The 21,106-nt window shown below is 74.4% G+C and carries 19 protein-coding genes, 2 tRNA genes and 1 pseudogene; 14 read left to right on the top strand and 8 right to left on the bottom strand.

The genetic code is table 11. The features are described from left to right. Positions 1-234: 234 nt before the first annotated feature. The 3 genes from ACFWW8_RS30920 to ACFWW8_RS30910 are packed head-to-tail and all read left to right on the top strand — an operon-like array spanning position 235 to position 3,042. On the top strand, positions 235-1,320 hold the full coding sequence (locus ACFWW8_RS30920; RefSeq protein WP_386534027.1) for a chorismate-binding protein: 1,086 nt from the start codon (positions 235-237) through the stop codon (positions 1,318-1,320). Beyond that, complete coding sequence (locus ACFWW8_RS30915; protein WP_386534024.1) at positions 1,317-2,141, top strand: aminotransferase class IV; 825 nt, start codon at positions 1,317-1,319, stop codon at positions 2,139-2,141. The genes ACFWW8_RS30920 and ACFWW8_RS30915 overlap by 4 nt, the downstream gene beginning before the upstream one ends. 58 nt (positions 2,142-2,199) lie before the next feature. Next, a complete protein-coding gene (locus ACFWW8_RS30910) occupies positions 2,200-3,042 on the top strand; it encodes a GNAT family N-acetyltransferase (protein WP_386534022.1) in 843 nt (280 codons plus the stop codon). A 214-nt stretch (positions 3,043-3,256) separates the two neighbouring features. On the opposite strand, the gene ACFWW8_RS30905 is transcribed toward ACFWW8_RS30910, so the two are convergent. Beyond that, a complete protein-coding gene (locus tag ACFWW8_RS30905; RefSeq protein WP_386534019.1) occupies positions 3,257-3,757 on the bottom strand; it encodes a DsbA family protein in 501 nt (166 codons plus the stop codon). A gap of 174 nt (positions 3,758-3,931) precedes the next feature. On the opposite strand from ACFWW8_RS30905, the gene ACFWW8_RS30900 reads away from it, so the two are divergent. Next, positions 3,932-4,384: a hypothetical protein gene (locus ACFWW8_RS30900; protein WP_386534017.1), complete on the top strand. Its 453-nt coding sequence runs from the start codon at positions 3,932-3,934 to the stop codon at positions 4,382-4,384. Positions 4,385-4,493: 109 nt separating this feature from the next. Further along, positions 4,494-4,667, top strand: coding sequence for a hypothetical protein (locus ACFWW8_RS30895; RefSeq protein ID WP_383931950.1), 174 nt, complete (start codon positions 4,494-4,496; stop codon positions 4,665-4,667). Between the two features lie 48 nt (positions 4,668-4,715). Here the strand turns inward: ACFWW8_RS30895 and ACFWW8_RS30890 are convergent. Then, positions 4,716-5,270, bottom strand: a pseudogene (locus ACFWW8_RS30890) (CGNR zinc finger domain-containing protein); the annotation flags it as partial. Between the two features lie 210 nt (positions 5,271-5,480). Beyond that, the gene (locus ACFWW8_RS30885; protein WP_030011909.1) at positions 5,481-5,894 is read right to left on the bottom strand and encodes an SsgA family sporulation/cell division regulator; all 414 of its coding nucleotides are present in this window, start codon (positions 5,892-5,894) and stop codon (positions 5,481-5,483) included. Positions 5,895-6,071: 177 nt separating this feature from the next. Here ACFWW8_RS30885 and ACFWW8_RS30880 point away from each other — a divergent pair, with 177 nt between their 5' ends. Both ACFWW8_RS30880 and ACFWW8_RS30875 read left to right on the top strand, forming a co-directional pair. After that, a complete protein-coding gene (locus tag ACFWW8_RS30880; RefSeq protein ID WP_386534015.1) occupies positions 6,072-6,572 on the top strand; it encodes a TIGR02611 family protein in 501 nt (166 codons plus the stop codon). A gap of 46 nt (positions 6,573-6,618) precedes the next feature. Further along, positions 6,619-6,690: transfer RNA gene (locus tag ACFWW8_RS30875), tRNA-Val, on the top strand. A gap of 102 nt (positions 6,691-6,792) precedes the next feature. Here ACFWW8_RS30875 and ACFWW8_RS30870 read toward each other — a convergent pair. After that, complete coding sequence (locus ACFWW8_RS30870; RefSeq protein WP_386534012.1) at positions 6,793-9,189, bottom strand: SCO7613 C-terminal domain-containing membrane protein; 2,397 nt, start codon at positions 9,187-9,189, stop codon at positions 6,793-6,795. Between the two features lie 124 nt (positions 9,190-9,313). Here ACFWW8_RS30870 and ACFWW8_RS30865 point away from each other — a divergent pair, with 124 nt between their 5' ends. Then, a complete protein-coding gene (locus ACFWW8_RS30865) occupies positions 9,314-9,802 on the top strand; it encodes an SRPBCC family protein (RefSeq protein WP_386534010.1) in 489 nt (162 codons plus the stop codon). Between the two features lie 38 nt (positions 9,803-9,840). After that, a tRNA-Val gene (locus ACFWW8_RS30860) sits at positions 9,841-9,915 on the top strand. A gap of 139 nt (positions 9,916-10,054) precedes the next feature. On the opposite strand, the gene ACFWW8_RS30855 is transcribed toward ACFWW8_RS30860, so the two are convergent. Next, positions 10,055-10,780, bottom strand: a complete 726-nt coding sequence (locus tag ACFWW8_RS30855; RefSeq protein ID WP_386534008.1) for a 3'-5' exonuclease — start codon at positions 10,778-10,780, stop codon at positions 10,055-10,057. Between the two features lie 220 nt (positions 10,781-11,000). Here ACFWW8_RS30855 and ACFWW8_RS30850 point away from each other — a divergent pair, with 220 nt between their 5' ends. From ACFWW8_RS30850 to ACFWW8_RS30830, 5 genes are all read left to right on the top strand, one after another. Beyond that, positions 11,001-11,603 (top strand): DUF4365 domain-containing protein, encoded by a 603-nt coding sequence (locus tag ACFWW8_RS30850; protein WP_386534006.1) that lies wholly within the window; start codon positions 11,001-11,003, stop codon positions 11,601-11,603. Continuing rightward, the gene (locus ACFWW8_RS30845) at positions 11,603-12,823 is read left to right on the top strand and encodes a hypothetical protein (RefSeq protein ID WP_386534003.1); all 1,221 of its coding nucleotides are present in this window, start codon (positions 11,603-11,605) and stop codon (positions 12,821-12,823) included. Before ACFWW8_RS30850 ends, ACFWW8_RS30845 begins: the two co-directional genes overlap by 1 nt. Before the next feature lie 85 nt (positions 12,824-12,908). Next, entirely contained in the window at positions 12,909-13,403 is a 495-nt protein-coding gene (locus ACFWW8_RS30840) for a GNAT family N-acetyltransferase (protein ID WP_386534001.1), read from the top strand. Positions 13,404-13,486: 83 nt separating this feature from the next. Next, complete coding sequence (gene thrS, locus ACFWW8_RS30835) at positions 13,487-15,463, top strand: threonine--tRNA ligase (protein WP_386533999.1); 1,977 nt, start codon at positions 13,487-13,489, stop codon at positions 15,461-15,463. Between the two features lie 83 nt (positions 15,464-15,546). Then, complete coding sequence (locus ACFWW8_RS30830; protein WP_386533996.1) at positions 15,547-16,107, top strand: HIT family protein; 561 nt, start codon at positions 15,547-15,549, stop codon at positions 16,105-16,107. Positions 16,108-16,265: 158 nt separating this feature from the next. Here the strand turns inward: ACFWW8_RS30830 and ACFWW8_RS30825 are convergent, their stop codons facing one another. From ACFWW8_RS30825 to ACFWW8_RS30815, 3 genes are all read right to left on the bottom strand, one after another. Continuing rightward, entirely contained in the window at positions 16,266-16,703 is a 438-nt protein-coding gene (locus ACFWW8_RS30825; RefSeq protein ID WP_386533993.1) for a DUF1992 domain-containing protein, read from the bottom strand. Positions 16,704-16,848: 145 nt separating this feature from the next. Next, positions 16,849-18,516, bottom strand: coding sequence for a hypothetical protein (locus tag ACFWW8_RS30820; RefSeq protein ID WP_386533991.1), 1,668 nt, complete (start codon positions 18,514-18,516; stop codon positions 16,849-16,851). A gap of 129 nt (positions 18,517-18,645) precedes the next feature. After that, on the bottom strand, positions 18,646-20,859 hold the full coding sequence (locus tag ACFWW8_RS30815) for an elongation factor G-like protein EF-G2 (RefSeq protein ID WP_386533988.1): 2,214 nt from the start codon (positions 20,857-20,859) through the stop codon (positions 18,646-18,648). Between the last annotated feature and the right edge of the window lie 247 nt (positions 20,860-21,106).

Below are 21,106 nucleotides of genomic sequence, written 5' to 3'. Positions count from 1 at the left end.
ACTCGCGACATCCACCTTGGCAAGGTGGTGCTCTACCAACTGAGCTACGTCCGCAGGTCACCGTGTTCGCTCCGGGGTGTTACCCCTTCGCTCCCTGGCGACGAGTTGAACTCTAGCGGATTCCCGGGCCAGCTCAAAAACGCGTTTCCGCAGCGTGCTGCCGCTCGATCACGGCCGGTCACCCCGCGCTCACCCCACCGGCGCCGCCGCGTCGCCGGTCATAGACTCGCAGCCGTGCACGACCTGCCTCCCCTCGCCCGCTTCGGCGGCCTGCTCGCGACCGACCTCCGCGACGTCACCGGTGATCCCACGGCCCTGGACTCGACCGGGTTCTGGGCGGTCGCGGCCGACTTCGAAGGGCGGCTCGTCTGCGCGCGCTTCGGGGACGTGCGCCCCGACCCCGTCCCCGCGCCGGTTCCCGGCGCCTGGCGCGGACCCGACGCCGACGCGTGGTTCTCCTCGCTCGACCGGGCCGCGTACGTCTCCGGCGTGCGCCGCATCCGCGAGCACATCGCCGCCGGCGAGGTGTACCAGGCCAACCTGTGCCGGGTGATGTCCGCGCCCCTGCCCGACCCGGACGCGGCCGACGTGGACGCCCTCACCGCGCTGCTCGCGCGAGGGAACCCCGCGCCCTTTGCAGGAACGATTCGGCTGCCGGCCCACGGCGTCGAGATCGCCACCGCCTCCCCGGAGCTCTTTCTGCGCCGCACCGGCCGCCGCGTCGAGTCCGGGCCCATCAAGGGCACCGGCCGCACCACCGCCGACCTGCTTCCCAAGGACCACGCCGAGAACGTGATGATCGTGGACCTGGTCCGCAACGACCTCGGCCGCGTCTGCGCCACGGGATCGGTCACCGTCCCCGAGCTGTGCGCCGTCGAGGAGCACCCGGGCCTCGTGCACCTCGTCTCCACCGTCGCCGGCGAGCTCGCCGACGGGGCCGGCTGGCCGGAGCTCCTCGCCGCCACCTTCCCGCCCGGCTCCGTCACCGGCGCCCCCAAGTCCTCGGCTCTGCGGATCATCGAGGCCCTGGAGACCGCGCCTCGCGGCCCCTACTGCGGCGGCATCGGCTGGGTGGACGCCGACCAGGGCACCGCCGAGCTCGCCGTCGGCATCCGCACCTTCTGGATCGACCGCGAGGTGCCCGGCGGGGCCCGCCTGCGCTTCGGCACCGGCGCCGGGATCACGTGGGGCTCCGACCCGGACCGTGAGTGGGCCGAGACCGAGCTGAAAGCCGCCCGCCTGCTGCGGGTAGCGTCGGGCACCCATGAGGAGACCGGTGTCCATGGGACGAACGGCATGAGCGGAGGGACCGTACGGTGAAGATCTGGCTCGACGGAGCGCTGCGGGACGCGGACGACGCGAGGGTGTCCGTGTTCGACCACGGACTGACCGTGGGGGACGGCGTCTTCGAGACGCTCAAGGTGCAGCACGGCGAGCCCTTCGCGCTCACCCGCCACCTGGAGCGGCTGACCCGCTCGGCCCGCGGTCTCGGCCTGCCCGACCCCGACCTCGACGAGGTGCGCCGGGCCTGCGCCGCCGTCGTCGAGGCCAACCCGATGGCCCTCGGCCGGCTGCGCGTCACCTACACCGGTGGGGTGTCCCCGCTCGGCTCCGACCGCGGCGACGCCGCGCCCACCCTGATCGCGGCCGTGGCCGCGTCCGGCCGCCGCCCCGACACCACCGCGGTCGTCACCGTGCCCTGGGTCCGCAACGAGCGGTCCGGGGTCACCGGGCTGAAGACCACCTCGTACGCGGAGAGCGTCGTCGCGCTCGCCGCCGCCCACCGGGCCGGTGCCTCCGAGGCGCTCCTCGCCAACACCGTGGGACGGCTCTGCGAGGGCACCGGCTCCAACGTGTTCGCCGTCCTCGACGGGGAGCTGCACACGCCGCCCGTCGCCTCCGGCTGCCTGGCCGGCATCACCCGCGCGCTCGTCGTCGAGTGGGCCGGGGCCAAGGAGACCGACCTGCCGTTCGACGTGCTGGAACGGGCCGAGGAGGTCTTCCTGACCTCCTCGCTGCGCGACGTCCAGGCCGTGGTCCGCATCGACGGCCGCGCGACCGGATCCGCCCCGGGCCCGGTCACCGCCGAGGCCATGCGGACGTTCGCGGCCCGCGCCGCCGTCGACCCCGACCCGGTCTGACCGGAGCGGAGGGGCCCGGCCCTGTCTTCGCGGCCGCCGGGCGGGTAGAACTCAGGGGATGACCACCACCCTGCGGCCCGCACAGCCGCTCCAGCAGAACAGCGACGGCACCCGCTCGCGGACCTACGAGGTCCGGGTCAACAGCCGCCGCGTCGGCAGCCTCGAACTGGCCACCCGGTCCGCCGCCCAGCCGGGGGTCGGGCTGATCCGGAACCTGTGGATCGAGGAACCGGACCGGCGGCGCGGACGCGGCACGGTCGCCGCGCTCGCCGCCGAGGAGGTGCTGCGCGGCTGGCGCTGCGCGAGCATCGCCGTGTCGGTCCCGGTCGGTGCGGAGCGCGCCCGGCGGCTGGTGGACGCGCTCGGCTACCGGGAGACCGGCCGGGTCATGGTCAAGGATCTGCCCGCCGAGCCGCCCGAGCTGCCGCCGGGCGGCCGGGGGCGCCCCATGGCCCCGGCCGAGTTCGACGACTGGCTGGAGCGGGCGGTGGGGGAGTACGCCCACCACCTGACCACGCCGGGCACCACTCCGGAGCAGGGGCTGGCCGCGTCCCGCGCGGAGCACGCCCGCATGCTGCCGGCGGGGCGGGAGACGCCCGGCGCGGACTTCCTCCTGCTGGAGGCGCCGGGGGGCGGCGTCCTGGGCACCCTGTGGATCGGGGACCTGGAGGTCGCCGGGTTCGGCGCGATCCCGTACGTGTGGGACGTGGACGTCGCGGCCGAGCACCGGCGCAAGGGTCACGGGCGGGCCCTCATGCTGCTGGCCGAGCGCACCGCCCTCGCGGCGGGAGCCCGGAACCTGGGCCTGCACGTCGTCGAGGGCAACACCCCGGCCCGCCGGCTCTACGAGTCGCTCGGCTACCGGGACACGGTCGTGAACGCCATCAAGGCACTGGTGTAGCCCCGAGGCGCGGCCGCGACGGGGGTGTCGTCGCACTCGCCCCTGCCGCGCGGTGTGCGGCCCGTACGCGCGCCGCGCTGTCGGGGTCGACCGCGCCCGTCCGGTCCGCGGGCGACCCTCCGCCGGGCGGGCGTACGCACCGGACGCCGCGCGCCCCCCCGGGGGGCGTCGCGACCGTGACGACGCGGACCCGGCAGGATCCGCACGAGACGGCCTACGCCACTCCGGCCAGGAGGCGGTCGGCGATCTCCTCGATGCGGGCGCGCAGGCCGTCCTGGCTCTTGCCGCCGTCGAGGCGCTCGCCGCCGATCACGTACGTCGGGGTGCCGGTCACGCCGATCGCCTTGCCCTCCGCCTGGTCGGCGTCGACGATCAGGATGTGCCGCCCGTCGATCAGTGCGGTGTCGAACTCCTCGACGTCGAGGCCGAGTTCACGCGCGACCTCCAGCAGTACGGGCTCGCCCTCACGGCCCAGCCCGGCGGTGCGCGCCAGCACCGCCTCGACGTACGGCCAGCCCTGCCCCTGCGCCACGGCCTCCTCGGCGGCCTGGGCCGCGGCGAAGGCGTGCTTGTGCTTGTCCAGCGGGAAGTGGCGCAGCCGGATGTCCAGCCGGTCGCCGTAGCGGGCCCGCAGGGCGCGGACGTCGTCCAGGGCGGCGTGGCAGTCCGGGCACTGCAGTTCGCACCAGACGTCGAGGATCACGGAATCGGTCATGGGAACAGTCTCCCAGCCCCCGCACGGCCCTTTGACCGGCACCTGGGGAGGAGACCCGACCCGGAGATGTCCCGGAGATCGCGCCCGGCGGGGCCGGCGACCTGGCCCGTACGGGGGCGACCGGTGCACGATGGACGGGTACGGATCGCCCGTCACCGACAGCCGGAGGGCCGCATGCTTGCCGAGACCATCTGTTCCGCGGCGTCGGTGGCCGGCCTGGGCATCGCCGCGCTCACGGCCTACCGCCGCCGCTTCCTGACGGCCACCCGGATCGCCGCGTACGCGCTCGTCCCGCTCGGACTGGTGATGACGGGCGTCGTGGCCTGGGCGACCGAGGTGGTGTTCGAGCCGACCGTGTGGGCCGGTTTCGGGGTCCTCGGGCTCGCCTGGCTGCTCTTCGCCACCACCCGCGTCGTCGAGCGCCGCAGCCTGGGCAAGGCCGCGAAACCTCCGCGGCCGGTCAAGGGCGCCCCCGCCCGGGAGGCCGTCGCCCCGGCCGCCTCCGAGCCGTCGCTCGGCGCCGCGGCCGCGGGCGGTACCCGGCCGGCCGGGCGGCAGAAGCCTGCGGCCGCCGCGGGGGACGACTTCTCCGATATCGAGGCCATCCTCAAGAAGCACGGCATCTGACCGGGAGGGGCGGACATCGGCCCGGGTCCACGAGATCGGGCGAACTACCGCGCGGATATTGGCGTGTTGAGACAGGGGCGGTCACGGGCTGCGCCATCATCGCCCGGACATGCTCGACACACCGCACAGTGAGCCGTCGGTACCCGCACCGCTCCCCGCCCCCGTCGCGGAGGAGCCGCGGGGCTGCCTCTTCGCGCTCTCCCAGCCACCCCTGATGATCTTCCTAGGCGTGATCGGAACCCTGCTGCTGCTGGCCGCCGTGCACGACCTGTTCGTGCTGTGACGCCGCGTGTCCCGCCGCCGGCCCGGGGGCTCCGTGCTCCGACACCTCGGCGTCGGCCTCCTTGCGCCGGGCCCGGTACGCGGCCACGTGCAGCCGGTTCCCGCAGGTCCGGCTGTCGCAGTAGCGGCGCGAGCGGTTCCTGGAGAGGTCCACGAAGGCGCGCCGGCAGTCCGGGGCCTCGCAGCGGCGCAGCCGTTCCTGCTCGCCGGAGACCACGATGAAGGCCAGCGCCATCCCGCCGTCGGCGGCGAGGTGGTCGCCCAGCGAGGCGCCCGGCGCGAAGTAGTGGACGTGCCAGTCATAGCCGTCGTGGTCGGTCAGCTGCGGCGTGGTGCCGGCGGTCGCCACGAGCTCGTTGATCAGTGCGGCCGCCGCGCGTGGGTTCGGCGCGGCGAAGACCTGGGCGAACTTGCCGCGCACGGCCCGGACGCCGGCCAGGTCGCGGGCGCTGAGCTCGCCCACGTCGCTGATCGCGTAGTCCCGGACGAAGCCGCGCAGCGCGCCGATCTCCGCGAGCCTGTCGGGCTGGTCGGCCTCGGCCGTGGTGTTCACCAGGGCGACGACGACGTCGAGCGCGCGACGGGTGTCGTGGGGGATCTGCACGGGTCTCCCTCATGGGCCGGAGCCTGCGACGACGGGCCGCCGCCGCTGGTGGCCGACTCTAGCGGGTCCCCTCGCGGGGCCGTCCCCACGCGCACCGGCGCCGTCCCCGTGGTTGGCTTCCGCGGGAACAGCGCCGGCACTCGCGTATGTGGTTGTCCGGCCCACACCGTCGCCCCGAGTCGGACGGTGCCGGGCGGCTGTAGGCCTGGCTCAGCTTTCGGCCAGGATGTGGGAGAGCTCCTTGTCGAGGTCGAAGTGCCGGTGCTCGGTTCCTGGCGGAACCGCGGCGTCCGTCCGCTTGAGGAACGACTCGAGTGCTCGGGCGGGTGCTTCGAGCAGTGCTTCTCCCTCCGGTGAGCTCAGGGCGATGCAGACGACGCCCTGACCGTGGCTGCGGGACGGCCAGACGCGGACGTCGCCGGTACCGGTGGGCCGGTGGAGGCCCTCCGCGAGGAGGTCGCGGGCGAATACCCATTCGACCGTCTCCTCGGCGCCGGTGTGGAAGGTGGCGTGCACGGCGTAGGGGTCGGCCGTGTCATACCGCAGGCCCGCGGGAACAGGCAGTGAGGACTCGCTCGACACAACGAGGCGCAGGTGCAGCTCGCAGCTGACCGTGGTGTTCATAAGCGCCAGGGCCTTTCGCTCAGTGTGCGCTCGGGGATTCGCACGTCGGCGAAATCGACATGCCACCTACGGTGCCGTTGTAAACCCCTCTGACCGTTTTGCGGACCTCTGGGTCCCTCGTACGGCGGATCCAAACCCGCATTCACGTGTGCATCCGGCTCGGGTAGATTCGAGGCCATGAATACGGGGAGTGACCGCGAGACCAACGAGTCCGCCGCAGGGGCCGCCGCAGGATCCACGCCGGACGCGCAGACCACGCCGGACGTCCCGGCCGCGCCGGCCGCCGAGGCCGCGGCCGAGGAGACGCCGCACGTCTCCAAGGCGCCCGACTTCGTCAAGGCCCGGCGCGGCCTGCACCTGAGCTGGCAGGTCGGCGTCTTCGTCGTCGGCCTCGCCGTCATCGGCGCGGGCGTCGCCATGCTCGTCCTGCCCGGCCCCGGCTGGGTGGCGATCTTCGCGGGGCTGGCGATCTGGGCCACCGAGTTCGCCTGGGCCCACCTCGTCCTGCGCTGGACCAAGCGCAAGGTCACCGAGGCCGCCCAGAAGGCGCTCGACCCCAAGGTGCGCCGCCGCAACCTCATCCTGACCGGCGCGGGCCTCGTCATCGCGGGCGCCCTCATCGGCTTCTACCTGTGGAAGTACGGGCTCGTGCTGCCCTGGGACATCAAGGACCAGTGATGGTCGGGGAGCACCGCTGACATGCGGTAATGTTTGCGGTGCGTCCGGGCGATTAGCTCAGTGGGAGAGCACTTCGTTCACACCGAAGGGGTCACTGGTTCGAACCCAGTATCGCCCACCCGGACCAGAGGCCCGGAGACTTCACCGTCTCCGGGCCTCCGGCGTTTCCCCGGTCCCTCCGCTCCCCTCCCGCGCGGTCCGGCACCCCCGTCGCCCGCCGTCAGCGCAGGCGCCCCAGTGCGTCGCGCAGGCGCCGGGCGTCCGCCAGCCGCCTCTCGTACGTGGCGCCCACCGCCAGCAGCAGCAGGCCGGCCAGCGCCGGCGGCAGCCAGCGCGGCAGGGCGCCCGCGACCTGCGCCACGTACGGCGCCAGCTCGTGCAGGGCCACCGCCGCCAGGACGGCGCCGCCGAGCAGCAGCGGAGCCTGCAGTCCGCGGCGGGCGCCCGCCAGGGTCAGGGCCAGGGCGGCCAGGCCGAGCAGCAGCGGGCGCTGCCAGTCCGCGTCCGCCCAGGCCGCCAGCAGGCTCGGCAGCAGCGTCGCCGCCAGGCCCGGACCGTACGCCGTCCAGGACGAGGCCTCCGGGTCCTTGCGGCGCCGCAGGAACCCCACCGCGAGCGCGGGCAGCGTCACCGGCAGGGTGTACGCCTCCGGGGCCGTGACCCCGTCCGACGCCAGCCGGACCCAGGTCGCCGCCGCGAACAGCGCGACCGCCGCCCAGCCCAGGGCGCGCCGCTCCGGCCGTACCGCCGCGCCCGCGCACACCACCCCGGCCAGCGCCAGGACCAGCGCCAGCGTCCCGGGCCGCGGGGCCGCCAAGGCCACCGCGAGCAGTCCGGCCGCTCCCGCCGCCGCTTCCGCGGAGAGCCGTACCGGTCCCAGGCGCGGCCCGAGCGCGGCCACCGCCGCGGGGACCGCGAGCACCGGCAGGCCCCACCAGGCCACCGCCAGGCCGGAAGCCGCGGCCGCCGCCGCGAGCAGTCCCGCGGCGTACCCGACCGCGCATCCGGCCGCCGTCGAGCGGGCCCACCGCGGAGCGCGCCCGTACGCCGCTCCCGCGGCGCAGCCCGCGCCCAGCAGGCCCCAGACCGCGAAGGTGGCCGCGCGGCCGTCCAGCGCGCCCAGGGACACGCTCGCGGCCCCGCCCAGCGCGCACGCGGCCGCCGCGAACGAGGTGCCCCGCGCCGACGCGCGCAGGGCCAGGCACCCGGCGGCCCCCGTCACCGCCAGCTGCGCCGCGAACACCCCCGCCGCCGGAAGTCCGAGCAGGACCGGTGCCGCGAACAGCCCCGACCAGGCCGCGACCACCGCCACCACCGCCGGCTCCGGCCGCGCGAGCGTGCGGGAGAGCGACCAGGCCGCCCCCGCCACCACCAGCAGGACCACCGGGGCCGAGGCCCCCGACGCGTACGGGCTCCAGCCGGGCGTCGTGCCCGACCACACCTCGTCCAGCACCGCGAGCGGCGCCGCCAGCGCCGGAACCGCCGCCGCCCAGCCCCACAGCGCCGCGAGGGCGCTCACCCCGGCCCCTGCCCGGGCCGACCCGCGCCGGACCGCCGCCGGCAGCCCGGCGACGCGTACGCACGCCACCAGCGCCAGCGCCGCCGGCAGGTGCGCCGCGACCGCCCAGCCCGTGTCCAGGGCCGGACGTGCCACGCCGCCGACCGCCACCGCCCAGGCGACCCCGCCCGCCGTCGCGGCCGCCGCCGCCCGCGGCTCCCGCCAGGCCGCCGCCGCCCCGAGGGCCGCTCCCGCCAGCAGCAGGGCCGCCGGGGCCACCGCTCCGCCGGGCGAAGCCGCCGACCAGGACGCGGCCGTGCCCAGCAGCAGCGCCCCCGCGCCGAGGACCGCGCCCAGGGCTGCGGCCAGGGCCGCCGCCGGCGCCCCCGGCGTGCCCCGAGCCGACCGGAACCGCAGGGCCGCGGCCACGTCCAGCGCCGCCGTCACCAGCAGCGCCCAGCCGACCCGCACCGGGCCCCCGTCCGAGGCCAGCGCGGCCAGCGGGAGCGGCAGCTGCGCCGCCAGGACCGCCGCCGGCAGCGGGAGGCGCAGCCCGGACGGACCCCCGCGCGCCAGGACCCACCCGTACCCGGCCCAGAGCGCCGCCAGCGCCGCCGCGGCCCCCGCCGCGTACCCGGTGGCGTCGAGGCCGGACAGGGCCGCCGCGTACAGCGCGTACGCGTCCAGCACCGTCAGCAGCAGGCCCAGCGCGCCCACCGACTCCGCCGTCGAGCGCAGCCCACGGCGCAGCAGGAGGACCGGCGCGGCCAGGGCCGCCGCCGTCACCACGGCCAGCACCGCCGACCGCCCGGCGATCCCCAGGGACCCCCAGCTGACCAGCGTGAAGGCCAGCGCGGCCACCGCCAGCAGCACCGCGCCCAGGGTCAGCAGCACGTTCTGCGCGCTCGGAGCCGAGGCGTCCTTCGCGGCCGCAGGGGCCCATGCCGGAGCGCCGCCGGGAGCCGGTCCACGGCCGGGCGCACCGGCCGGCGGGGCGGAGTACAGCAGGCGCAGCAGCCAGTCCCTGCGGCCCAGCAGGTAGAGGCGCCGGGCGTCGAGTCGTACCAGCTCGCGGTCGATGAGCGCCAGCTCCTCGGCCGGCGGCAGTGACGTGTTCATGATTCGCAGTGTGGTGCCGGTCACGCCGTCAGCACATGGGCGGGGGTACTCAGATGCGCCTGAGTACCCATCCGGTACCGGCAAAACCCGGACAACGGGGGGCGCAGCGGGCCAGACTGCACCCATGGACCTGAGCAGCTGGGACCGCTGGAGCCGCTACCGCTTCCGCAGCGTGTGGGACCTCGACGCCGCGCCCGCACGTGTCTACGCCGTGCTGGAGCAGCCCGGCGAGTACCCGGCCTGGTGGCCGCAGATACGCCGGGTCCGACCGGTCGACGAGCGCACCGGCACCGCGCTGGTCCGCTCCGTCCTGCCCTACGCGCTGCACGTCACGGCCACCGAGCTGCTCCGCGATCCCGGCCGCGGCGTCCTGGAGGTGGCGCTGCGCGGTGACATCGAGGGCTGGGCGCGGTGGACCGTGCGGGCGCGGGGCGCGGCCGGCGGCGGGCGCAGCCGCGCGCTGTACGAGCAGGAGGTCGAGGTGCGCCGGCCGCTGATGCGGCGCCTCGCGCTGCCGGGGCGGCCCGTGTTCCAGCTCAACCACGCGCTGATGATGCGGGCCGGGCAGCGCGGTCTGGCGGCCCGGCTGGCGGCGTTCCCGGAAGCGGTTTGAACGAGCCCCGGGCCTTCTGTATTGTTCAGTCCGTTCCCGGGCGATTAGCTCAGCGGGAGAGCACTTCGTTCACACCGAAGGGGTCACTGGTTCGATCCCAGTATCGCCCACCATGCAGGACCTGGCTTCGACAGCGGGGCTGAACACAGGCCCCCCGGCAGGGCCTTGACGGACAAGCCGCAGGTCCCTTCCCCAGCGGGGGAGGGACCTTTCGGCGTTCCCGCACCGGGCCGGCCCGGTGCGGTGCGCCCGCTACGCCGCCGTGGACAGGTCCGGCCGCAGCGGCCAGTGCGGGTCGACCGACTCCGGCGTGCCCTGCCGCGCGAACCAGGCCTGGAGGCCGCGCGCCTGCGCGGCGTGCCACACCTGCTGGAGCGTGTGCAGCTCGGCCGGGCTCAGCCGCTCCAGCCGCCCCGCGAACCGGCGGCCCACCGCCCGCACCAGCTCCAGGGACGCCATCGCGTCCGCCGCCGCGTCGTGCGCGCCCTCCAGCTCGATCCCGTAGTGCGCGCAGAGGTCGGTCAGCGTCCGGCGGCCCTTGCGGTACCGGTCGAGGTGCTTGTCCAGCACCCGCGGATCCAGCACCGTCAGCGGCCGGTTGTCCAGGTACCGCGACAGCGAGGACGCCCGGTGCCGGCGCAACTCCCGGTCCAGCAGCGTCAGATCGAACGGCGCGTTCATCACCACCACCGGCCGGCCGGCCACCTGCTGCTCCCCGAGCGCGCGGGCTATCTCCTCCACCACCGGCGCGGGCCAGCGCCCGTGCCGCTGCAGGTGCTCGTCGGTGAGCCCGTGCACCTCCGTGGCGCCCGCGGGAACGGGGATGCCGGGGTTGACCAGCCAGCGGGTGGAGCGCACCCGGCCCCCCGCACACTCCTGCACGACGAGCGCGGCGGACACGATCCGGTCCCGCTCGACGTCCACTCCGGTCGTCTCCGTGTCGAATGAGGCCAGCGGGCCCTCGTACCAGCGTGTCATGGCGAACTCCTCGTCCCCGGTCGGCAGATGGGGCGCCCCCGGGCGCCTCCGCCTCCGAACGCGCCACCCTTGCCCGCTTCGGTGATACCCGGGCTGTTTGCCCCGTACGCCGTTTGCGGGGACCCGGCTGCGGAGACAACAACCGTGGGGGGCCGTGCACATGACCGGCCGTCACCCCACCCACCACCCACCGCGGAGCCGGAAGGCATGGGGACCGGCCATGGCGCTCGCACAGCCCGAACAGGGCGGGGTGCTGGCGGGGCGGATCGATGCGCGGACCGGCACGCCGGACGAGCCGCGGACCGGACCGCTGCGCGGCACACTCGCCACCACCGCCTGCATGGAGACCCTCCAGGTGGGATACCTGCACGCCGTCGCCGCGGCGGCCGGCTGCTCGCTCTCCCAGCCCTTCCCGGACAACGGCATCGACTGGCACGTCAGCCACGGCGCCCCCGAGCACGTCGTCGACGACGAGGTCACCGTCAAGGTGCAGTTGAAGGCGACCTACCAGATACCGCCCAGACCGCCCGGCCCCACCTTCTCCTTCACGCTCGACAACGAGCACCTGGTGAAGCTGGCCCGCACCCCGGTCGCCGTCCACAAGATCCTCGTCGTGATGCTCGTCCCGCGGGAGCGCGACCAGTGGCTCGCCGCCGGGCACGACCGGCTCGACCTGAGGCACTGCTGCTACTGGACCAATCTGGCCGGGCACCCCGTGACCGGCCGGCGCCGGACCACCGTGCGGATCCCGACCACGCGGATCTTCGACGACCGGGCGCTGTGCGAGATCATGACCCGGGTCGGGTCGGGAGGGACACCTTGATGCACCGGCACTCGCCGAACCTCGAACCGCTGCCGTCCACGCCGTACGCGGACCTCGCCCACCCCGCCGCACCCGACCCCGCGAAGGTCGACCCCGTCGTGCTCGGCGCCCTGCTGCGCCACCACGGCTGGCTGCGCCGGGGCGGGGCCGCCGGCCGCTACGGGCGCTGGACACCGCCCGCGGGCGGCTCCGGCGCCAGCCTCCTCGTCCCGGAGAGCCGGGCCTTCCCCGACAGCGGCGACCTGCTGGAGGAGGCGCTCACCGCGCTCTCGCGCAGCGCGGTGCCGTCCGCGCGGGATGTGCTCTACGGGCTGAGCGTGCCGAGCGACGAGGTCCGCTGGGACCGGGAGATCCCGCCCGGCCCGTACGGGTTCCCGTCCGAGGCCGCGTGGACGGCGCAGGAGCAGCTCCGCTCGGCCGCCCGCCGGCTCCTGCTGGCCGGGGCCCTGGCGGACCGGGCGCGGGCCGGCTACTACGGCGCCCGGCACCGCGCGAAGGCCGAACGGGCCCTGGACGGCGTCCTGGTGGGCCCCGCCCCGGGCGCCCGGCGGCTCACCGCGTACGTCCCCGTGGACGGTGGGCGGGGCCTGGTGACCCGGCTCCACCACGCCCTGCACGCGACCCGCGAGGCCGTGGACTACCGGCGGGCCACCGGCGGCATGGAGGCCTTCGACGCGGCCGTGGCCGCCGGGGTCAGCCGGGAGCTCGCCGACGCGCTGATCGCGCTGGTCCGGGGCACCGAGGGAGCCCGGATCGCGCTCGCCTGGGCACCGGCGGCCGGGGTGCCGGCCGGGTGCGCGGCGCGCCCGGAACCGGTGGAGTTCTCGCCCGGCGACCTCCCCGTCCTGCGCGAGGCCGCCGCCCGCTACACCCGGGACGAACCGGCCGTCCGGGTCAGCGTCACCGGCGCCGTCGTGCGGATGCGGCGCTCGGCCCCCGGGGGCGGGGGCACCGTACGGCTGCGGGTCCTCGCCGGGGCGGACGTCCCGTACGTACGGGTGGCGCTGGACGAGGAGGCGTACGGGGTGGCGGTCCACGCCCACCTGGCGGGGCTGCCCGTCAGGGTCGGCGGGCGGCTCCAGCGGCGGGGCGGCTTCCGGCGGCTGACGGACGCGGCGGACCTCGTGCCGGTGCCGCTGGACGAGGTCGAACGGGACCGGCTGATGAAGTCGCTGGACGCGGCGTTCGACGCGCCGGACGTACTGCCGGGGGACGCCTAGGCGATCGGCCGGGACGCCCGGGGGCCCGGGCGGCGGCAGCCGCGCGTAGCCTGGGCGCTCCCGCCCGCGACCCCGAGGATCCCGCATGCCGAACCCGCTCGTCCGCCCGCTGGACCTCGCCGACGACGCCACGGCGGGCGCCGTGCACCGGATCGGCCGGGCGGCGTACGCGGTGGAGGCCGGGCTGATCGGATTCGACGGCATCCCCGCCCTGCACGAGAGCCTCGACGAGATGCGGGCGCGACCGCTGCGGTGGCTCGGCGCGGTGTCCGCGGACGGCGTGCTCGCCGGTTTCCTCGCCTGGGCGGAGGAGCCGGACGGCGTCGTCGGCGTCGACCGGCTCTGCGTGGACCCGGCCTGGTTCCGCCGGGGGATCGCCTCCCTGCTGCTGCGCCACGTACTGGCGGAGCTCTTCCCGGACCGCCGCGTCGAGGTGACCACGGGCGCCGGGAACGCCCCGGCGGTGACCCTGTACGAGCGCCTCGCTTCCTCCGCGGCCCGGACTTCTCGCCCGTCCCGGGGTTGCGCATGGCGTCGTTCGGCCGGCCGCCGGGGGTTCCGGGCGGTGCCCCGCCGATAACCGTTTAGGGGCGCCGCCCCTCCGCTCGGTACGATTCGGGAGCGCAGTGTTCGCTCGCGCACCCCCTGAGTCAGGAGAGACCGGTGTCAGACGTCCGTGTGATCATCCAACGCGATTCCGAGCGGGACGAGCGCGTGGTGGCCACGGGCACTACGGCGGCGGAGCTCTTCGCCGGCGAGCGCACCATCGTCGCCGCCCGCATCGCCGGTGAGCTGAAGGACCTCGCGTACGAGGTGAAGGACGGCGAGACCGTCGAGCCGGTGGAGATCTCCTCCGAGGACGGCCTGAACATCCTGCGCCACTCGGCCGCCCACGTCATGGCCCAGGCCGTGCAGGAGCTCTTCCCCGAGGCCAAGCTGGGCATCGGCCCGCCGGTCCGGGACGGCTTCTACTACGACTTCGACGTCGCCAAGCCCTTCACCCCCGAGGACCTCAAGGTCATCGAGAAGAAGATGCAGGAGATCCAGAAGCGCGGGCAGCGGTTCTCCCGCCGCGTGGTCACCGACGAGGCGGCCCGCGAGGAGCTCGCCGACGAGCCGTACAAACTGGAGCTCATCGGCATCAAGGGCTCCGCGTCGACCGACGACGGCGCGAACGTCGAAGTGGGCGCCGGCGAGCTGACCATCTACGACAACCTCGACGCGAAGACCGGCGAGCTGTGCTGGAAGGACCTCTGCCGGGGTCCCCACCTGCCCACCACCCGCACCATCCCGGCCTTCAAGCTCATGCGCAACGCCGCCGCCTACTGGCGCGGCAGCGAGAAGAACCCGATGCTCCAGCGCATCTACGGCACCGCGTGGCCGTCGAAGGAGGAGCTGAAGGCCCACCTCGACTTCCTCGCCGAGGCCGAGAAGCGCGACCACCGCAAGCTCGGCAGCGAGCTCGACCTCTTCTCCGTCCCGGACGAGATCGGCTCCGGCCTCGCCGTCTTCCACCCGCGCGGCGGCATCATCCGCCGCACCATGGAGGACTACTCGCGCCGCCGGCACGAGGAGGAGGGCTACGAGTTCGTCTACACCCCGCACGCCACCAAGGGCGCCCTCTTCGAGAAGAGCGGCCACCTGGACTGGTACGCGGAGGGCATGTACCCCCCCATGCAGCTCGACGGTGGTACCGACTACTACCTCAAGCCCATGAACTGCCCGATGCACAACCTGATCTTCGACGCGCGCGGCCGCTCCTACCGCGAACTGCCGCTGCGCCTCTTCGAGTTCGGCACCGTGTACCGGTACGAGAAGTCCGGCGTCGTGCACGGCCTGACCCGCGCCCGGGGCTTCACCCAGGACGACGCGCACATCTACTGCACCCGGGAGCAGATGGCGGAGGAGCTCGACCGCACGCTCACCTTCGTGCTGAACCTGCTCCGCGACTACGGCCTGACCGACTTCTACCTGGAGCTCTCCACCAAGGACCCGGAGAAGTTCGTCGGCTCGGACGAGGCCTGGGAGGAGGCCACCGCCGTCCTCCAGTCGGTCGCCGAGAAGCAGGGCCTGCCCCTGGTCCCGGACCCGGGCGGCGCCGCGTTCTACGGCCCGAAGATCTCCGTCCAGTGCCGTGACGCCATCGGCCGCACCTGGCAGATGTCGACCGTCCAGCTCGACTTCAACCTGCCGGAGCGCTTCAACCTGGAGTACACCGCGCCGGACGGCTCGCGCCAGCGCCCGGTCATGATCCACCGCGCGCTGTTCGGTTCGATCGAGCGGTTCTTCGCCGTACTGCTGGAGCACTACGCGGGCGCCATGCCGCCGTGGCTGGCCCCGGTCCAGGCGGTCGGCATCCCGATCGGCGACGGGCACGTGGAGTACCTGCAGGAGTTCGCCGCCGAGGCGAAGAAGCAGGGGCTGCGGGTCGAGGTCGACGCCTCCTCCGACCGCATGCAGAAGAAGATCCGCAACCACCAGAAGCTCAAGGTCCCGTTCATGGTCATCGTCGGTGACGAGGACATGGCCGCGGGCACCGTCTCCTTCCGCTACCGCGACGGTTCGCAGGAGAACGGCATCGCGAAGGACGAGGCCCTGGCCAAGCTGGCCAAGGTCGTCGCGGACCGCGTCCAGGTCTGATCCGAAGCGGAACGCGCACGTGGGGCCCCCGGGGGAGCGATCGCTTCCCCGGGGGCCTTCCTCGTCCGCTCGGGCAAGGTCATATGCTGCATCCCATGACGATTGAGCCGGAGCAGCAGATCGGTGTGGGCACGCAGGACGCGTTCCAGCGTCTGTGGACGCCCCACCGGATGGCCTACATCCAGGGTGAGAACAAGCCCACCGGCCCGGAGGCCGGGGACGGCTGTCCCTTCTGCGGGATTCCGGAGATGTCGGACCAGGACGGCCTGGTCGTGGCGCGGGGCCGGCACGTCTACGCGGTGCTGAACCTCTACCCGTACAACGGGGGCCACCTGATGGTCGTCCCGTACCGGCACGTCGCCGACTACACCGAGCTGGACGGGCCGGAGACGGCGGAGCTGGCCGACCTCACGAAGCGGGCCATGGCCGCGCTGCGCAAGGCGTCCGGGGCGCACGGCTTCAACATCGGCATGAACCAGGGCGCGGCCGCGGGGGCGGGCATCGCCGCGCACCTGCACCAGCACATCGTGCCCCGCTGGGGCGGCGACACCAACTTCATGCCGGTGGTGGGCCACACCAAGGTGCTGCCCCAACTCCTCGCGGACACCCGCCAGATGCTGGCCGACGCCTGGCCCGTCGGCTAGGCCGTGTCGTTCGGATCAGCGCGGGCCCGGGGTGTCCGGCACCGCGCCTCGCGGCGTTCTCGTCGGTCGCCGACACACCACGTCGGCTCCCTCCTCGGCCTTGCGACGCACGGCACCGGACACCCCGGGCCGATCCGCCCCGATCCGAAAGACACGGCCTAGGCCGGTCCGGAGCCGGTCCCGGCTCGGCCGGGGGACCGGTCCCCGCGCTCGCGCCAGGTGCGCAGCACGGCCTCCACGTCGAACTCCGTCAGGTTCAGCGGAGGCCCCGGCGGCGGCCTGCGCAGGGCCGTGCGGATCTTCTCGTTGACGTCGGTGAGGACGGCCCGCAGCTGGCGCTCGGAGCGCGCCGCCAGCGCCGTCTCCAGCGCGTCCTCGGCCTCCTTGCGGAGCGCGAGGGCCGGCGGCAGGACGGCGAACCCCTCGTCGTGCAGCTTCCCCTTGACCCACCACAGCTCGTCGTACGGGGCGTCGAGCGAGGCGAGCGGCTTGCCGTAGCCGGGAAGGTCCTCGAAGTCCCCGCGGGCGGCGGCTTCCCGGATCTGCCGGTCCACGAACGTCTCGAAGCTGACGCCAGGCGGTTTGCGCTCGGTCACGGGTCGCTCCTCCGGTGCGTACGGATGCCCTGGGCTGCGCCTTCAGCGTAACCGGGACGTCGTCCCGGCCGGGCGGGCCGGCCGGGGGAGGGCCGACACCATCCGGAGGAGACGGACCCGGCCGACAAGATCCGAAAGAGACGCCCTAGCCGTCGTACGCGTCCGCCTTGCGCGGCGACGGTTCCTGGATCATGCCGCTCATGATCGACGAGCGGTTGGTGAAGCGCTCGGTGTCGACACCGTTCTCCTCCAGGACCTTGAAGGTCGCGGCGTGCACGGACCGCAGGACCGGGGCCACGGTGCGCAGGGCGTCGTCCGCCATGAACCGGTGGCGCCACATCGAGCCGGCCCACACGTGGCGGACGCCGAACGGCTCGGGCAGGACCAGCTTGCCGCCGAGGTAGTCCAGGATCGGCGGGTACCACGTGAGCGGGGCGCGCACGGCGAGGCGCACCACCTCGCTGGCGTCGACCAGCGGGAGCGGGCGCTCCGTGGTCTCCCAGAAGCGGATGCTCTTGGGGACCTCCACCGTCGGGGCCTTGGACTTCGTGGTGAACAGGCCGTTGACGGGGCCCAGGGCGTGCGCCGTCACGTCCACGCGGAGCGTCTTGTAGAGCACGGTGACGGTCACCAGCATGGTGATGACGAGCTGGCCGTCCCAGAGCGGGTACTGGATGCCGAGGTAGTGCCGGTTGCCCGCGTTGAACTGCTGCTCGTTGCATATCCGGGTGATCTCGTGCGGCTTGATCAGGAAGGTGTCGACGTTCTCGCCGGTGGGGCGGGCCACCTCGCCGGCGCCCTCGCCGACCGGCGTCACGATCCAGTGCTGGATGGCGGCGGGCGGGAACCCGCCGGTGTGCAGGGGGCCGCGCTCCAGCTTGCGGAGCTGGGCGTCGATCGCGCGTACGACGTCCCAGCTGCGGAACGGGTGGATCTCGGCGACGCCCTCCCTGGGCGCGAGCTCCTCGGCCATCTGCCAGTTGCCCCAGCGCACGCCCATGCCCAGGATGCCCTTGGAGCCCGCGTAGAAGACCGAGTTGCTGCGGTCCTCGGCGGTCAGCTTGGCCAGCTGGCGCCGGAGGTCCTCGCGGGCCTTCTCGTCCGGGTTGCCCGGTACCGCCTCGGGGATCTTGGCGGCGACGCCGCCGCCGCCCAGCAGCCCGTCCCAGCGCGAGCGCAGGTCGGCGGCGGTCGCCTCGCAGATCCGGCGGGCGAGCAGCCAGCCCAGGGCCGGAGCGATGATCATGGCGCGCAGGTACAGGCCGAGGAACCCGGTGAACGGCAGCCGGAACATCAGCACGGCCACCAGGACGGCCACCCCGACCAGGAGGAGGGTGCCGATCCAGGAGGAGCGCTTGCCGTCGCCGGACGCCAGCGACCGGCGGAGCTGGAAGAGGCCCAGCCACAGCAGCAGGCCGGGCAGGAACAGCACGCCGCACACCAGCATGATCAGGCGGAGCTTGCGGTCGCGTTCCTTGCGGATCCGGGACGCGGCCAGGCAGTGCTCGACGACGGTCTGCGGATCGGCGCCGAAGGACTGGATCAGCGGCTTGCGGCCGGGGCCGAGGGTGCGCGTCTCGACGGCCCGGCAGAAGGCCTCGCCGAGGCTGGGCTCGAAGAGGGAGATCTTCGGGGGCTTGACCGTGGACGCGTGGTGCTCGCTGTTGGCGCCGAGTATGAGGTCGAGTCTGGTGTCCTTCGCGCCGTCCCGGTACGCCGCGGAGGCCAGCGCGTTGGTCGCCGCCGTCTGCCCGCCACCCCCCTGGAGGGGAATCTGCGCTCCGGGCCTGAAGTCGAATCCGTCGTCCGCCACCGCTGCCCCCATCGCTGTGCGTCGTGCGTTTTGGTGCGCCGACGAGCTTATCGGCGGATCTCGCCCCGTGGTCATGGGACAGGGAAATGCCGCCCGCCGCAAGCGGGTTGGCCGGGCGGCCGTTCCGCGTCAGGTCAACTGACGGCTCGCGTCGGCTGGTTCGTGCATCTTGTCCGCGATGTGGGACGGCACCGGTTCGTGGCGTACGTAGGCCCGGGCGAAGCCGCCGGTACCGTGCGTGACGGAGCGCAGCTCGACGGCGTAGCGGCCGATCTCGATCTCGGGGACCTCGGCGCGCACGCGGGTGCGCCCCGGGCCGGCCTGCTCGGTGCCGACGACGCGGCCGCGGCGGCCCGCGAGATCGCTCATGACCGGGCCGACGTACTCGTCCGGGACGAGGACGGAGAGCTCGGCGACCGGTTCCAGGAGGTCGATGCGGGCCCCGGCCGCCGCCTCGCGCAGGGCGAGCGCGCCGGCGGTCTGGAAGGCGGCGTCGGAGGAGTCCACCGAGTGGGCCTTCCCGTCGAGGAGGGTGACGCGCACGTCGACCAGCGGGTGGCCGGCGGCGACCCCCCGGGCGGCCTGGGCGCGTACGCCCTTCTCCACGGACGGGATGAACTGCCGGGGCACGGAGCCGCCGACCACCCGGTCGACGAACTCCACGCCGCTGCCCGGCGGGAGCGGCTCCACCTCGATCTCGCAGATCGCGAACTGGCCGTGGCCGCCGGACTGCTTCACGTGCCGGCCGCGCCCGGCGGCCTTCGCCCCGAAGGTCTCGCGCAGGCTGACCTTGTGCGGGACCGGGTCGACCTGGACGCCGTACCGGGTGCGCAGCCGCTCCAGGGTGACCTCCTGGTGTGCCTCGCCGAGGCACCACAGGACGAGCTGGCGGGTGTGCGGGTTCTGCTCCAGCCGCAGGGTCGGGTCCTCGGCGACCAGGCGCGCCAGACCCTGCGAGAGCTTGTCCTCGTCGGCCTTGCTGTGGGCCTCGACGGCGAGGGGGAGCAGCGGGTCGGGCATGGGCCAGGGCTCCATGAGGAGCGGGCGCTCCTTGGCGGACAGGGTGTCGCCGGTCTCGGCCCGGGTCAGCTTGGCGACGCATGCGAGGTCGCCGGCGATGCACCGGTCCAGGCTCCGCTGCTGCTTGCCGAAGGGGGAGGTCAGGGTGCCGATCCGCTCCTGGAGGTCGTGGTCCTCGTGGCCGCGGTCGGCGAGGCCGTGGCCGGAGACGTGCACGGTGGCCTCCGGGCGCAGGGTGCCGGAGAAGACGCGGACGAGGGACACCCGGCCGACGTACGGGTCGGAGGTGGTCTTGACGACCTCGGCGACGAGGGGGCCGTCGGGATCGCAGGTGACGTCCGGGCGGGCGGCGCCGTCGGGCGCGGTCACGGTCAGGGCGGCGCGCTCCAGCGGGGTGGGGAAGCCGCCGGTCACGAGTTCGAGGAGCTCCACGGTGCCCAGGCCCTGGCGGGCGCCGTCGGCGGCCGGGGCGGCCATCAGGACGGGGTGGAAGGTGCCGCGGGCGACGGCACGCTCCAGGTCGTCGACGAGGGTCCCCGGGTCGATGTCCTCGCCGCCGAGGTAGCGGTCCATGAGGCCCTCGTCCTCGCTCTCGGCGATGATCCCCTCGATCAGGCGGGAGCGGGCCGCGTCGATGAGGGCCTGCTCGGCCGGGTCCGGGTCGCGCTCGGCGCGCTCACCGGAGGCGTAGTCGTACGCGCGCTGCGACAGCAGCCCGAGGAGGCCGGTGACCGGGGCGTGCCCGTCGGGCCCGGCGGGGCCGTACAGCGGCAGGTAGAGCGGGATGACGGCGTCGGGGTCGTCGGCGCCGAAGACGTCGCCGCAGACGGACGCCATCCGGTCGTAGTCGGCGCGGGCCGCCTCCAGGTGCGTGACGACGATGGCGCGGGGCATCCCGACGGCCGCGCACTCGTCCCAGACCGCGCGGGTGGCCCCGGACAGGCCCTCGGCGCCGTCCGCGGCCGAGACGACGAAGAGGGCCGCGTCCGCGGCGCGCAGACCGGCCCTGAGCTCTCCCACGAAGTCGGCGTATCCCGGAGTGTCCAGGATGTTGATCTTGATTCCGTCCCAGGCGACGGGGACGAGGGACAGCTGGACGGAGCGCCGGCGCCGGTGCTCGATCTCGTCGTAGTCGGAGACGGTGGCCCCGTCCTCGACCCGGCCGGCCCGGTTCACGGCTCCGGCGGTCAGGGCCAGGGCCTCGACGAGGGTGGTCTTGCCCGACCCGCTGTGGCCGACCAGCACGACGTTCCGTACGGATGAGGGGCGGTCGGCCGTCAGTGCCCTGCCGGCGGCTCCGGAATGGTGTGACGTGGCTCCCATGGTGCTCGTGCCTCCCGATGGTGACGGTGAGGAGGGAAACGGGGTCCTTCGAGCTTTGCACCGGTGGCACAGCGCGTCCATACGTCGCGCCGACGGCGCACCGGTGGCGCGCCGGGAGGCGGCGGAGGGATGAAGTACGGCCCCCGCGGCCCGAACCGGTGGGTGCGCGGCGTCCGGGAGGCGCCGTGCTGGCTACGATGGGCCAGCCGGTGGCCGTGGTGGCCGTGCGGCCCAGCGACCCTCCGGG

The organism is Streptomyces sp. NPDC058701, from assembly GCF_042715295.1.
Taxonomy (GTDB): domain Bacteria; phylum Actinomycetota; class Actinomycetes; order Streptomycetales; family Streptomycetaceae; genus Streptomyces.
This window is presented reverse-complemented; position numbering and strand designations above follow the sequence as displayed.